This is a genomic window from Ralstonia sp. 22111, from assembly GCF_052045895.1.
Taxonomy (GTDB): Bacteria; Pseudomonadota; Gammaproteobacteria; order Burkholderiales; family Burkholderiaceae; genus Ralstonia; species Ralstonia wenshanensis.
This window is the reverse complement of sequence record NZ_JBQEPR010000006.1, coordinates 342,987-357,185: the sequence shown is the minus strand read 5'-3', so window position 1 is coordinate 357,185 and position 14,199 is coordinate 342,987. Positions and strand designations below refer to the sequence as shown.

Here is a 14,199-nt window from a genome sequence, read left to right as displayed (position 1 = left end):
GCTATTTTACCGGGTTCGGCTGTGCGTCAGCTGCGCGGCGAGCCGGGGCGGCAGTGCGCTGGCTGACGTGATCCGCCGCGGCAGATAGCGTCAGCGCTGAATTCACGAGCGCGATGTGCGAAAACGCTTGCGGAAAGTTGCCAACCAGCCGTTTCACGCGCGGGTCGTATTCTTCGGCCAGTAGGCCCACGTCATTGCGCAGTGCCAGCAGCTTGGTGAAGAGCGCGCGAGCCTCGTCCTGGCGGCCTTGCATGACGAGGTTGTCGACATACCAGAAGCTGCAGGCGAGGAATACGCCTTCGCCCTGCGGCAGGCCGTCGGTCACGGCTTCGGTGCGGTAGCGGCGCACGAGGCCATCAACGAGCAGGTCTTCTTCGATGGCCTTGACCGTGCCCTGGATGCGCGGGTCGGACGCCGGCAGAAAGCCGACGAGCGGCAGCATCAGAAGCGCGGCGTCCAGCTCATCGCCGCCGTAGCTCTGAACGAAGCAGCCGCGCGTGGCGTTGTAGCCGTGCGCACAAACCTCCGCGTGGATGCGATCGCGCACGGCGCGCCAGCGCTCTACCGGGCCGTCCACGTTGAATTGCTCGATGGTTTTGACGGCGCGGTCGAACGCCACCCACGCCATGACCTTGGAATGCGTGAAATGGCGCGACGGCCCCCGGACTTCCCAGATGCCTTCGTCGGGCGTCTGCCAGACGCTTTCGAGGTGCGTCATCAGCGCGACCTGCAGCTGCCACGACGCTTCGTCGCCATCCAGGCCGCCTTTACGGGCGATGAAGAGGGCGTCCATCAGTTCACCGTACACGTCGAGCTGGAGCTGCATCGCGGCCGCGTTGCCCACGCGCACGGGCTGCGCGCCTTCGTAGCCGGACAGCCACGGAACAGTCCACTCGCCCAGGCGACGCTCGCCGGCAATGCCGTACATGATCTGCACCTGTGCAGGGCTGCCGGCGATTGCGCGTTCGAGCCATTCGCGCCAACTGCGCGCCTCGTCATAGAACCCGGCGTTCATGAGCGCGAGCAGCGTGAGGGTGGCGTCGCGCAGCCAGCAGTAGCGGTAGTCCCAGTTGCGCACCCCGCCGAGCTGTTCAGGGAGCGACGTGGTGGGCGCGGCCACGACGCCGCCGGTGCGGTGATACGTCAGCGCCTTGAGCGTGATGAGCGAGCGTTCCACGGCTTCGGTCCATTCGCCCGCACCGTGGCAGCGGCCGGACCACGCGCGCCAGCGTGCCTCGATGTCGACCTGCGCTTCGAGCGCGTCGATCGACGCCGGCAACGGCAGGTGCGACGGCGAATGCGTGAGCACAAAGGGCACCGCATCACCCTCGCTCACCGTGAAATCCGCCACGGTGGAGAGGTTCTCGCCGCGGATTGGCGCAGGCGTGCGGAGGGTCGTCATATTGGGCCCGGCCACGGCCCGCAGTACGCAATCGGGCGTGTCGCATGGGCGCTCGGCAGCCGCACCCGTGAGTTCGGACACGCGGCTCACCCATGGCACGGATGTGCCGTAATCGAAGCGCAGCGTGAGGTCCATGCGCATGTCCACAGTGCCGGACAACCCGCGCACGATGCGGATGAGGTCCGACGTGTCATCCCGGGCACCGGCCGTGCCCGGCAGCCGGGCCGTCATCAGGTCGGTCACGCTGGCGGAGCCGGTGTCGGTCTCGAACACGGTTTCCAGCACCAGGGTGCCAGGTAGGTAGCGGCGCCGCACGGTGCGCCCGCCAGCCCGCGGCGCCAGGCGCCATCGGCCGTTGTCCGGTGTGCCGAGCAACGCGGCAAAACAGGCGCCCGAATCGAACCTCGGCCAGCACAGCCAGTCGATGGACCCGTCGCGCGAAACCAGTGCCGCGGTTTCGCAATCGCCAATCAACGCGTAATCTTCGATCTTCGAGGGCATTGCACTCCACTCCAAGCCAAACAAATCGACGAGGCCGCGACCATGCACGACAGCACCCGCATCCTGCTTGAATACAACGCGGGGCGTGATCCCGAGCGGCTGACCCGCAAGCTCGATGCCATTGCCGCTGACCCGTTTTCATTCTTTCGCGGCACCAACAACCTGTATGCCGCGTCGCTGGCCGATGCGGCGTTGCTGCACGACGCGCCCCGCACGCTCGTCTGCGGTGACCTGCACCTCGAGAACTTCGGCAGCTTCAAGGGCGACAACGGCCTTGTCTACTTCGACATGAACGACTTTGACGAGGCACTGGCCGCGCCGTTCACAGTCGACCTGGTGCGCGTGCTGTCCAGCCTGCAGGTGGCGTCCTTCAGCTGGAAGCTGGCCGATGAAGACGCTCATAACCTGTGCCGGCGCTTTCTCGACACGTATGCGGCTGCGCTGGTTGATGGCAAGCCGCGCTGGGTTGAGCGTGCCACTGCCACGGGCATCGTGCGTAATCTGCTGCGCGGCCTGCGCAAGCGCAACCGGGCGGCGTACCTGGCCGATCGCACCGAACGCAACGGCAACCGGGTCACCCTGCGCATCGACGGCCGGCGCACTTTACGGGCAAGCAAGGAAGAGGCCCGCCGCGCGCGCCGCATTCTCGAGGCCTACGGCCAGCAGGGCAACGGCCAGCGTTTCATTGCCATCGACGTCGCGCGGCGGATTGCCGGCACAGGGAGTCTGGGCCTTGAGCGCTATTCCGTGCTCGCTCGCCCGGAAAACGACCCCACCACGCTGCGCCTGATCGACATCAAGCTCTCCATCCCAAGTGTCTGGGACGATGTGCTGGGCGACGCCTGTAGCGTTGCGCCGTGGCGTAGCCAGGCCGGGCGCGTGGTCGATATCCAGCGCCTGTCGCAGGCCATTTCGCCCGCACTGCTGCGCGGCGTCGTCTACGGAGCCAAGGGCGAGAAACCGAAGTCGTACGTCGTCAAGAGCCTCCAGCCGACCGCCGACCGCGTTGCGCTGGGCTCGGGCAAGAACGTGGTCGCCAACCTGGACGATGCCCTGCAGACCATGGCGCGCGTGGCAGCGTGGTGTCATTTGCGCGGCTGTGGCCGACACGGCACCGAGCTCGTGGAAAAGGTGCAGGACTACGCGGCCGGCACGGCGTGGCGCAAATCGGCGTTGAAGCTGGCGGCGCATGGCAAAGACGTGTCGCTCAAGCAATGGGCTGCGTTTGCTGAAGATTATCGTCAGGCGCGCGGTGGCAAGTCCGCTTAAGTCCGCTTAAGTGCGCGGCGTAAGTGCGCGATGGCGCGCCGTTGACGTCAGGCCCGTGACTACTATTTGAAATCCCCCTGAGATCGCAATGAAAAACCTCGACAACCCCTCACATGACCGCGAGGTGGGCACCGCCGACGCGACGCAAGACACGACGCGTATCGACGACACCCGCATCGGCGCAGTGCGTCCGCTCATTTCCCCGGCGCTGCTCCTGGACGAGCTGCCCGTGCCTGCCGATACGCAGACGCTCGTCGAAGACACCCGCCGGGCCATCAGCAATATCCTGCACGGCCGCGACGACCGGCTGCTGCTCATTGTCGGCCCGTGCTCGATCCACGATCACGACCAGGCGCTCGATTACGCGCGCCGCCTCAAGGCTGCGGCCGATGCACTGAAGGACGACCTGCTGATCGTCATGCGCGTCTACTTTGAGAAGCCGCGCACGACGGTCGGCTGGAAGGGTTACATCAATGATCCGCGTCTGGACGGCAGCTTCCGTATCAATGAAGGGCTGCGCGCGGCGCGGCAGCTGCTGCTCGACGTCAACGCGCTCGGTCTGCCCGCCGCGACGGAATTCCTCGATCTGCTGAGCCCGCAATACATTGCGGACCTCATCGCATGGGGCGCGATCGGCGCGCGCACGACAGAAAGCCAGAGCCATCGGCAGCTTGCCTCGGGCCTGAGTTGCCCGATCGGCTTCAAGAACGGCACCGACGGCGGCGTGCAGGTTGCGTCAGACGCGATCATCGCGGCGCGCGCCAGCCATGCGTTCATGGGGATGACCAAGATGGGCATGGCTGCGATTTTCGAGACACGCGGCAACGACGACGCGCACGTCATCCTGCGCGGCGGCAAGAGCGGGCCGAACTACGACAGCGCGCACATCGAGGCGACCTGCGCGGCGCTGCGCGCGGCAAAGTTGCGCGAACAGGTGATGGTCGACTGCTCGCACGCGAATTCAAACAAGTCGCATGAACGGCAGGTCGACGTCGCGCAGGATCTGGCGCGGCAACTATCGCAGGGTGACCACCGGATCGTCGGCGTGATGGTCGAAAGCAATCTCGAAGCGGGCCGCCAAGACCTGAAACCGGGCGTGCCGCTCAAGTACGGCGTGTCGATCACCGATGCCTGCCTGAGTTGGGCGCAGACCGAGCCCGTGCTCGACATACTGGCCGAGGCGGTTCGGCATCGGCGCGCGTATTCGTACGACGGGTGAGATAAGGGCGGCGGATTCTGCTTTTGCCGCCTTGTACCGATCGCCGACGTACGTCGGCGTTTTTTTTGTCAATTCAATGACTGCCAGCCGGATGCGCACTCGCATGCGGCTTGGTCCCATCTTGCGTGCAGGCCTTCCCGCCCGCACGGCCCACGCCCTGATGCTGTCGCGTCGGCGGATCTCTTCCCAAATCACATTGTGTGTTCGGCTTGGCGCGTTGCGTGCCTGCATTGAGCTGCATTTAAGACTGCGCTTACATATCTGGCGTCGCCCGACATCCAGAATTCCGACCAGACATTGCATTGCAATAGCTGGAGAAGTCAATTAGCAGCGCGTTGTTCACCGTACGGACGGCGCTTCGGCGGCATCTCGCAATTCACCGGAGATGCGCGTAGGAATTCAGTCGGGTTTAAATTGAAATAACGCGATAAGTGAAATTAGGCTGCCCGGCTGCTGCAAAAAATATTTTTTGGGACGATTTAATCATGACAAAAAGACTGAGTGCGCAAGTCATGCGCAGAATTGGATGCACAGTATTGGCGGCCCTGATTTTTCCTGTGTCAACGTCGGCTTTGGCTAATACAGCTATCTATCCGTTTCCTGCTCTGCTGACACTGCCGAAAAACACTCCGGTCAATAAAGTTGTGGCAAGGGCATACAGGACGCCTCAAGAGTTATGTGGCGCGGCCACCTGCCGTTTATCTAATTTTGCTGCCTTCAATCTCCGCGGTAACACTTGGCACATGTGGGACACTGGGCCACTCGCTGGCACGGAAATCGTGAATTTGGATATGCAAGTCATTGTCAATGGGAAACCTCAGACAAAAATTGAAGGAGGCTCAGACCCAGTGGAATTTTCCTCTCCCGTCGAATTTCAGTTGGTGAGGAACAAGTCCGAAAACTTGGTGAATGGAATCTCCCACGACAAACTTCAGTTCTGGTTTTTCACACAAACAAAGCCTGGAACTACGGTGATCCAAAATTACATCAAATTCGACACGAGCCTCACCTGGCTCGAAGGAAGCTGCTCGGTGCCAAGTCAGACGGTAGAGCTGCCATCCACGCGGGCAGGGCGCTTAACCGGCATTGGGACGACGGCCGGCGAGCGCAGCTTCCAGATCCAGATCAACAACTGCCCCAAGGGATACAGCAAGATTCTCTACAGGCTCACGCCGGAGGGCGGCACCATTGAGAATGCACCGGGTGTATTGCCGCTTTCCGCTGATTCCACCGCAAAGGGCGTGAAGATCAAGGTGACCGACAACGCGGGCGCGGCGGCTGCATTTGATACGTCGATCAACGTCGATGATTACAACAAGGACACGGGCGGCTCTTTCTCGATCCCGATGCGGGTGTCGTATGTTCAGACCGAAGCCAACATCACGCCCGGTACCGTGAATGGCGCCATGTCGGTGCTGATGGAGTATCAGTGACACGCCACGCATGTGCTTTAGTGACGCCTTCATCACTGCGCTCTCAAGTTCCAGCGCTGCGCGGCCGATAGTGCCAGGGTAGCCGGCCGCCCGGCGCGATGGTCGCGCCTGCGGGAAGAGCCGTGCACGCCACTCTCGCCGCGCCCATGTCCGCTCGTCTGACCATCCGCACCCGCCTGGTGCTTTCGGTTTCCATTCTGTTTCTGCTTGCCTTGCTGATTGGCGTGGCGGGCTTGCTTGGGCTGCGCGATGCCAATCGCGCGCATGAACAGACCTTTACCAATCAGTTTCCGTCCGCACTCGCGCTGGGCGAATCCGACCTGAGCCTCACGCGTGCCCGCACCGCGCTCGACAAGGCGATGCTGTATCCCGAAGACAAGGGCGCGATGAAGCTGCTCGACCGCACCGAAGAGTTGATTGCGGAATCGGATGCAGCCTGGAAGAAATACCTGGCACTGCCGCGTGACGACGAGGAGGAACGCCTGGCCAAGGACGTCGCCACCAAGCGTGAAGCGGCTGCCGGCAGCTTGCGCGACATCATCAAGGCGCTGCGCGCCGGGGATCGTGCAGCGGCAGACAAGATCATGGAAAAGGGCGTCTCCAAGGCCTTCCGCGATTCCAACGATTCGAGCCTGGCGCTGAGCAAGAAGCAACTGGCGTTCTCCAAGGCCAACTACGACGCATCGCGCGATGCTTATGCGCGCTTCCAGTTGATCGTGATTGCCGCCATCGTCCTCGCGCTGGTGGTGGCGCTGTGGTGCGCGTGGTCGCTGCTGCGCGCGATCGTGGGGCCGCTGAACGCCGCGCTGGCGCAGTTCGATCGCATTGCTGCCGGTGACCTGACCGAGCGTGTGCGCATCGATCGTCACGACGAAATGGGGCGCCTGCTCGAAGGCCTGGCCCGCATGCAGACTGCACTGACCGACACCGTGCGCCGCGTGCGCACCGGCTCCGAGTCGATCGGCGCGGCCACCAAGCAGATTGCCGCCGGCAATGCAGACTTGTCGCAACGCACGGAAGAGCAAGCAAGCTCGCTGGAGGAAACCGCTTCCAGCATGGAAGAAATGACCTCCATCGTGCGCCAGAACGCCGACAACGCCCGTCAGGCCAGCCAACTGGCCGACAGCGCCTCGGAGGTCGCCAGCCAAGGTGGTGCCGTGGTAACCGACGTGGTGGCGACCATGCGCGAGATCAGCGCGTCGTCGCGCACGGTGTCTGAAATCATTGGCGTGATCGACGGCATTGCGTTCCAGACCAATATCCTTGCACTGAACGCGGCCGTGGAAGCTGCCCGTGCCGGCGAGCAAGGCCGTGGCTTTGCCGTGGTGGCCGGTGAAGTGCGCAACCTCGCGCAGCGCAGCGCCGCCGCCGCGAAGGAAATCAAGGAAATGATCGAGGCGTCGCTGTCCAAGGTCGAGACGGGCAGCGCGCTGGCCGAACGCGCGGGCAGCACGATGGAAGACATCGTGTCGTCCATCCGCCGCGTGACCGACATCATGGGCGAAATCGCTGCCGCCTCGAACGAGCAAAGCTCGGGCATCGAACAGGTCAACAAGGCCGTCACGCTCATGGACGAAGCCACGCAGCAGAACGCCGCGCTGGTGGAGCAGGCTGCCGCAGCGGCGGAATCGCTGGAGGAGCAGGCCCAGGCCCTGAACGCCGCCATCGCCGCATTCCGCCTTGCGTGATATTGGCCCCATCGACGCACGGGGCCCGCTGAAGACTTAAGACTTGCCTTGAGCGCCGTTTCGGTTGATATAACCGACTGGCCCATTCAAGGAGTCGCCTCATGCCGTTCATCATTGCCGCGCTCGCGCTGGTTGGTCTGCTGATCTACGGCGCGGTCCGGCTGTATGCGGTGGTTGCCGCCGCTTATGGCGCGGTGGTGGGCGGTGCTGCGGTGCTGGTTGCCGTGGCGCTGCTGGCCGGGGCAATCATCACCTTCGTCAGGCGTTACCGCGCCGTTCATGGCGTGAACGTGAAAGGGCAGCGGATTGTGTCGCTCAGCGCAAGCTGGGGGCAGGTCGCGGTTGATGCCGAACAGAAACGCGGGACGCTGCAACTGCACGGGCAGGGCGCCCGTTTTCTCTTTGCCGATATTGCCGGCGCCGATGCGGTCGAACACGAAGGTGCCTGGTCGCTGGCGCTGCGTCTGAAGCATCAGACGCAGGCAGATTGGCCGATCCCGATGCGCAATCGCCAGGAAGCGAAACGCTGGGCGAAGATCTTCGCGCTGGCGGCCAGCCAGGAGCTTTGACCGGCGCGTCGGTTCGGATTATTCCGTCGTACTTGGGTTCCAGAACGCCTGCGCCACGTGCGGCTGCGACTGCAGCGACGTGACGATGCGGTCCAGCTCGGCAGCGTTCACGGCAGTCGACATCAGCATAGCTTCAATTTCCACGTGGTCGTCGCCAAAGGGTTCGACTGACAGATCGCTGATGGGGTAGCTGGCCTCTTCCAGCAGGCGTTCCAGGTCGGCCAGCGCCTCTTTCTGGCGCTCGCTGGTGGAGATGACGCACATCGTGTACGTGACTTCGCTGGCCTGATTGTCGAGCGGCGTGCGGTTGATTCGGTCCACCACCGGCCGCAGCAAGATGTTCGAGGCCAGCACGAACAGCGTAATCAGAATGGCCTGGCCAACAAGGTCAGAGCCTGCTGCTGCGCCCACCGCGGCCGAGCCCCACAGCGTGGCTGCAGTGTTCAGCCCACGCACGTTCAGCCCTTCCTTCATGATGGTGCCGGCACCCAGAAAGCCGACGCCCGACACCACATAGGCGATCACGCGCGTGGTGTCCGATGCGGTGCCGATTTGCGCCGCCATATCGACGAACGCCGATGCCGCCACCGCCACCAGCGCATTGGTGCGCAGCCCCGCAGTCCGCTGCCTGACCTGCCGCTCGAAACCGATCAATGACCCGAGCGCAAAAGCCGAGGCAAGGCTGATGAACGAATCCACCAGCGTGGCGACATTGAGATGGACGAGGGCTTGCAGCGTCATCGGCGGCTCCTTGTTGTGGTGACCGGAGTCTTGGTGAAGGGCGCCGATGGTTATAGCACGGCGCCATGACACGCCGTACGAGCCGGGGAGGCTGGACGGCTACTTATAGTCCCACTGCATCTGCTCGGGAATCGGCACGGCGTCCGAGGTCTCAAGGCAGCGGTCGAGGTAAGCGAGCAGGGAGCGCGGCTGGAAGCCTGTCTCTCGCACCAGTCGCGTGTTGTCGAACACGTAGCTCATGCTGGCGAACTTGGCATACAGGTGGATGCAGCGCGCGACCAGTCGCACGTTGCCGTCACCCGTCAGGCTCAAGAATTTACGCGCCAATGCTTTCTCGGCGATTTTCTCCTGATACACGTAGCCGGCCAGCGCCTGCGCGTCTTCTTCCGGCGTCTTGCAACGCTTGAAGCGCGGGTACAGCGTTTCGATGCGCTCGGAGTTCGCGTCGCCGGCGCTGATGTGATACAGGTCGTGCGCAAGCGTCGGCTTGGTCGACAGCTGCACGATGGCTTCGGCGCAGTCGTCCACGGGCAGGATGTCGACGCGGTCAGACAAGCGGCAGCTGAACGTTTCGAGCAGCGCCACCATGCGCAGCATCCAGAAGATGCTGCCCGACGGCTCGCACCCCAGCGTGCTGTGGCCGACCACGATGGACGGCCGCACCACCACCAGCGGCAGCTCGGGCACTGTTTCGCGCAGCTTCAGCTCGGCCATCCCCTTGGAATACGTGTAAGGCACCGCGTGCTGCTCCAGCGGGGGGACATCCCAGCTTTCGCTGACATGGCGATCCGCCAGTTGGCCGCACGACATGGCCGTGCCGATTTGCAGAAAGCGCTTCAGGCGTTTGCCCTGCGCCGCCAGCCGGCCGAGCGCCAGCACGCCATCCACGTTGGTTTCCCACAGCGACGGGTGGTTCGAGAAGGTTGCCAGTGCCGCGCAGTTGATGATGATTTCCGGATCGCCCAGCTTGGCGGCGCCGGCTTCGCGCAGGTCGAACGGCACGATCTGCGATTCGGTAATGCCGTCCAGCGTGCTCTGTGCGAATTCAAAACGCCGCAGGTTGTTGCGCAGCCGCGTCAACCCCTCGGCAGGTGTGTCGCCGCGCACGGCAAAGCGTGTGTCGGCCAGCAAACCTTTGGCTGCCAGATTGGCGGCAATGGCGCCGCCCACGAAACCGGTCGCACCGGTTAGCAAAATACTCATGCGAGAAAACCTGAATCCCTTGGGAAGCAAAACGGGCGACCAACCCGCTTGCAAACAACACTGCCGCTGCCGCACCGGCGAGGCACGTATTCGCAGTGCGCTCGAAGCTGGGGACAGGCAGGTCATGCCGGATGAAGCCGCGCACACGAAACAGGGTTCGCGGGCCGCAAGATTCGCGTGACGCGAAGCGGCCGAAACCTGCGCACAATCAGCGATTTATAAGAATGTAACCTTTCAGGTGCCTTTCAGCACCCCATTCCATCAGAGGGTTGACTCAAGTTTGCGGCACAGCGCAACTCGACGTGGCATTGGCGGCAATCTCGCGCGCGGCCTTGGCGCCCTCGACTTGCAGGATGGTCGGCAGCGATACGCCGTTCTTGGCGGCTGTCACCTCGGCCAGGATCGAGATGGCGATTTCGGGCGGCGTGCGGCTGCCGATGTAAATGCCGACCGGCCCATGCAGGCGCGCCAGCTCGGCATCGCTCAGGTCGAATTCCTTCAGGCGCTCGCGGCGGTTGGCGTTGTTGCGGCGGCTGCCCAGCGCGCCCACGTAGAACGCGGGCGTCTTGAGCGCCTCCATGAGCGCGAGGTCGTCGAGCTTGGGGTCGTGCGTCAGGGCGATGACGGCGCAGCGCTCGTCGAGCTTCATGGCCATCACCGTATCGTCGGGCATGGTGCGGACCATGGCCACGCCCGGGATCGACCATTCCTCGCTGTACTCCTCGCGCGGGTCGCAGACGGTGACCTGGTAGTCCAGGCCCACGGCGATCTGGCACAGGTAGCGCGAGAGCTGCCCCGCACCGATCACGAGCATCCGGTAACGCGGCCCGTGAATGGTGACGAGGCGCACTTCGTCAAACTGCAGGCCGTCGGTGACGGTGGCGTGCTGCAGCGTTGACGCGCCAGTCGCCATGTCGAGCGTGCGGGCGACGAGCTGACCGGCCTCCACGGCACGCAGCAGGGCGTCGATTCCGCTGGAGGCGTTCAGTGGCTCCAGCACGAGCTGCAGTGTGCCGCCGCAGGGCAGGCCGAAGCGATGCGCTTCCTCAGCGCTGATGCCGTATTTGACCGCTTCGGGCTGGGTGTAATGCAGGCCTTCACGGCGCACGCGGTCGATGAGGTCGTCTTCAATGCAGCCGCCCGAGACCGAGCCGATGACGACGCCGTCATCGCGCAGCGCAAGCATTGCGCCTTCGGGCCGCGGCGACGAACCCCACGTTTTGACGACCGTGACGAGCAGTACGCGGCGCCCTTGTTCCAGCCAGCGCACGCTGGTTTTCAAGACTTCGAGATCGACGCTGTCCATGATGCGTTGGCTGCGCTTTCGCGCGCTTGAGGGTTCTGTTGCGGGGAATGCACCGATTATGCCCCGTGGTGCAAAAACAGGTAGGCCGCCACCACGGCCACCAGCGCCACGATGATCCACGGCCATGGGTTACGCGGCTGCAGCGCGGGGCTGACGTTGGGAGCGGCGCCCGGCGGTGCGCCGTGGGCCTGCAGTTGGCCGGCCGCGAGGTCGGGAATCGCCTGTGTGGCCGGCATGCCGTCGATCGGAGCGGCATGTCCGTCGATGCCAGCCGTATCTGCGGGCCCGAACTCTGCCGCAAAACGCTGGAAGAACTCATCGGCCAGCTTGCGTGCGGCACCGTCGATGAGCCGCGAGCCAATTTGGGCAAGCTTGCCGCCCACCTGCGCGGTTGCCGTGTAAGAAAGCCGCGTGACCGTGGGGCCTTCCGGCGTGAGCTGCACTTGCGCGCTGCCTTTGCCGAAACCGGCCGCGCCGCCCTGGCCGTCAAAATGCAACGTGTAGCTACGCGGGGGCGCCATGTCGGTCAGTTCCATGCGTCCCTTGAAGCGCGCCTTGACGGGCCCGACGGCGGCGGTCATGGCGATGTCGTAGGCGGGGTTGGCGCTGCCCTCTGCGGCGGTGATGCTCTCGCAGCCGGGAATGCAGCGTTGCAGCACGGCTGGGTCGTTCAGCGCGTCCCAGGCGGTCTGGAGTGGCACGGGCAGGAGATGGGTCTGGGTCAGTTCCATGGGGCGGTCGATGGGGCTGGGGTTGGGTGGCGGGGGGTACGCGTGCGGCGAGCATGCGCCAGTTCGTGCTCCAGCGCAGTCAGGCTGTCGAAATGGTGCGCAGGCACCATCACATCGACATGCGGCAGGATGGCCCGCACGCCACGTGCCCGCGGCTCGAAGCCGGCAAAGCGCAGCAGCGGATTGAGCCAGACGATGCGATGGGCAAAGCGCGCCAGGCACGCCATCTCGGTATCGAGCAGCTCGATGTGCTCATGGTCGAGCCCGTCCGTCACGAGCAGGACGGTGGCGCGGCCGGATAGCGTGCGGCGCGCCCATTGGCGATTGAACTCCGCCAGCGCCGCGCCGATGCGCGTGCCGCCGGACCAGTCGGGCACAAGCTCGGCGATGGCTTGCACGGCGACATCCGGATCGCGCTCGCGCAGTTGCCGCGAGACGTTCGTCAGCCGCGTGCCGAACAGGAAAGCCTGGATACGCTCACGCGACTGCACCAGCGCGTGGCAGTAATACAGCACGGCGCGCGAATAGCGGCTCATCGATCCCGAGATGTCGAGCAGCAGCACCAGCGGCGGCGTGCGGTCGACGGGTTGGCGGTATTTCCAGCCGGTCCATTCGCCGCCGGCGCGTACGGCCTGGCGAGCGGTGGCGCGCAGATCCGGATGGCGCCCGCGCGAAGCGGCCTTCAACCGGCGCGTCCGCTCCTGGGCGAGATGCACGCGACGGCGGCGGATCATGTGTTGCAGCGTGCGCCATTCGGCCGCGTTGAGCGTGTCGAAGTCACGCGTGCGCAAGGCCTCGTTGGCGGAAAACGCCAGCGGCGCCACGATGTCATGGCGTTCGCCATCGGGCTCGGGGGCGGGCGGCAGGTTGGTCGACGGCTGAGCGCGCAGGGCATCGGCCAGGCGGTTGCTGCGCGCCGCGGGAATGCCGCCGCGGACTTTGGGCAGCAACAGCGCACGCAGCTTGCCTTCCCAATCCGGATCGCGCCAGAACACGTTGAAGGCCGCATCGAACAGCGTGCGCTCGTCGGGGTGAGAGACAAGCAGGGCGGACAGCGCAGCCTTCACGTCGTCGCGGCGGCCGATGTCGATATGGCTCAGGGCTTCGATGGCATCGACCGCGCGCGAGGGCGCAAGCGGCATGCCGGCATTGCGCAGCAACCGCACGAAATGCGTCACGTTGCGCGCCAGCATCGGGAGCTGCATCGGCACGGTCGCTTGCATGCCTTACTCCGGCAGCGCGGGGGCGGCCAGCAATTGTTCGATGGTCGGCATATCGACGCGCGCCAGGTCGTCCTGGTACTTGAGCAGCACGCCCAGCGTGTCCTGCACGGATTGCGGATCCAGCTCCGTCACGTTCAGCGCCGACAATGCGCGGCACCAGTCGATGGCTTCGGCAATACCCGGCGCCTTGAACAGGTCGATGCCGCGCAAGCGGTGCACAAAATCAACCGCACGATGCTGCAGGCGGGCGGCAGTCTCGGGCGCGCGCTGCGCGACGATCTGCAACTCCCGCGCCTTATCCGGGTAGCCAATCCATTGATACAGGCAGCGACGCTTGAGCGCGTCATGCACCTCGCGCGTGCGGTTGGACGTCATGATGACCAGCGGTATCACCTGCGCGCGCACCGTACCGAATTCCGGAATCGACACCTGGAAGTCGGATAGCAGCTCGAGCAGAAACGCCTCGAAGGGTTCATCAGCGCGGTCGATCTCGTCGATCAGCAGAACGCGCGGTGTGTCGGGATGGCGTGGGTCGGGCAGCAGCGCTTGCAGCAGCGGGCGCTTGAGGAGGAATTCGTCGCGGTAGAGGGTGTCGGCGCTAGGTTTTTCGCCGGCGGCCTCGGCCAGGCGCAGCGCCATGATCTGGCGCGGGTAGTCCCACTCATAGAGCGCGCTGGCGGTGTCGAGCCCTTCGTAACACTGCAGACGCAGCAGCGACGTGCCGAGCAGCCCGGCCGCGGCCTTCGCCAGCTCGGTCTTGCCGACGCCGGGCTCGCCTTCCAGAAACAGCGGCCGCTGCATGCGCAACGCAAGAAACAGGGCCGTGGCCAGCTCGCGGCTGGCGAAATAGCCCTGACCTTGCAGTTGCGCGATGCAGCTGTCGATGGAATCGACCGGCATGCCGTTCCTTGGGC

The 14,199-nt window shown here is 64.5% G+C and carries 12 protein-coding genes; 5 read left to right on the top strand and 7 right to left on the bottom strand.

Annotation, left to right across the window (positions count from 1 at the left end):
* Window position 1 precedes the first annotated feature (1 nt).
* Window positions 2-1,903, bottom strand: coding sequence for a glycoside hydrolase family 15 protein (locus ACTJK4_RS17560; RefSeq protein WP_440818552.1), 1,902 nt, complete (start codon window positions 1,901-1,903; stop codon window positions 2-4).
* 42 nt (window positions 1,904-1,945) lie between these two features.
* Between ACTJK4_RS17560 and ACTJK4_RS17555 the strand changes: the two genes are divergently transcribed.
* The 5 genes from ACTJK4_RS17555 to ACTJK4_RS17535 all read left to right on the top strand — a co-directional run bounded on the left by ACTJK4_RS17555 (window position 1,946) and on the right by ACTJK4_RS17535 (window position 8,081).
* Window positions 1,946-3,172: a DUF2252 family protein gene (locus ACTJK4_RS17555; RefSeq protein WP_440818551.1), complete on the top strand. Its 1,227-nt coding sequence runs from the start codon at window positions 1,946-1,948 to the stop codon at window positions 3,170-3,172.
* A gap of 88 nt (window positions 3,173-3,260) precedes the next feature.
* On the top strand, window positions 3,261-4,391 hold the full coding sequence (locus tag ACTJK4_RS17550) for a 3-deoxy-7-phosphoheptulonate synthase (protein ID WP_232042782.1): 1,131 nt from the start codon (window positions 3,261-3,263) through the stop codon (window positions 4,389-4,391).
* Between the two features lie 485 nt (window positions 4,392-4,876).
* Window positions 4,877-5,824 (top strand): fimbrial protein, encoded by a 948-nt coding sequence (locus ACTJK4_RS17545; protein WP_440077063.1) that lies wholly within the window; start codon window positions 4,877-4,879, stop codon window positions 5,822-5,824.
* 146 nt (window positions 5,825-5,970) lie between these two features.
* Window positions 5,971-7,512 carry a methyl-accepting chemotaxis protein gene (locus tag ACTJK4_RS17540; RefSeq protein WP_316881167.1) on the top strand — a complete coding sequence of 514 codons (1,542 nt, stop codon included), beginning with the start codon at window positions 5,971-5,973 and terminating at the stop codon, window positions 7,510-7,512.
* A 101-nt stretch (window positions 7,513-7,613) separates the two neighbouring features.
* Window positions 7,614-8,081, top strand: a complete 468-nt coding sequence (locus ACTJK4_RS17535; protein WP_440818550.1) for a hypothetical protein — start codon at window positions 7,614-7,616, stop codon at window positions 8,079-8,081.
* Between the two features lie 18 nt (window positions 8,082-8,099).
* Here the strand turns inward: ACTJK4_RS17535 and ACTJK4_RS17530 are convergent, their stop codons facing one another.
* The 6 genes from ACTJK4_RS17530 to ACTJK4_RS17505 form a co-directional block, all read right to left on the bottom strand.
* Window positions 8,100-8,822: an MgtC/SapB family protein gene (locus ACTJK4_RS17530; RefSeq protein ID WP_081785425.1), complete on the bottom strand. Its 723-nt coding sequence runs from the start codon at window positions 8,820-8,822 to the stop codon at window positions 8,100-8,102.
* Window positions 8,823-8,921: 99 nt separating this feature from the next.
* Complete coding sequence (locus ACTJK4_RS17525) at window positions 8,922-10,025, bottom strand: SDR family oxidoreductase (protein WP_440818549.1); 1,104 nt, start codon at window positions 10,023-10,025, stop codon at window positions 8,922-8,924.
* Window positions 10,026-10,299: 274 nt separating this feature from the next.
* Window positions 10,300-11,331, bottom strand: coding sequence for an XdhC family protein (locus tag ACTJK4_RS17520; protein ID WP_232042788.1), 1,032 nt, complete (start codon window positions 11,329-11,331; stop codon window positions 10,300-10,302).
* A gap of 56 nt (window positions 11,332-11,387) precedes the next feature.
* Window positions 11,388-12,062 carry an SRPBCC family protein gene (locus tag ACTJK4_RS17515; protein WP_440818548.1) on the bottom strand — a complete coding sequence of 225 codons (675 nt, stop codon included), beginning with the start codon at window positions 12,060-12,062 and terminating at the stop codon, window positions 11,388-11,390.
* Window positions 12,053-13,285, bottom strand: coding sequence for a vWA domain-containing protein (locus tag ACTJK4_RS17510; RefSeq protein ID WP_440818547.1), 1,233 nt, complete (start codon window positions 13,283-13,285; stop codon window positions 12,053-12,055). The genes ACTJK4_RS17515 and ACTJK4_RS17510 overlap by 10 nt, the downstream gene beginning before the upstream one ends.
* Window positions 13,286-13,288: 3 nt before the next feature.
* A complete protein-coding gene (locus ACTJK4_RS17505; RefSeq protein ID WP_440818546.1) occupies window positions 13,289-14,185 on the bottom strand; it encodes an AAA family ATPase in 897 nt (298 codons plus the stop codon).
* Window positions 14,186-14,199: the final 14 nt, after the last annotated feature.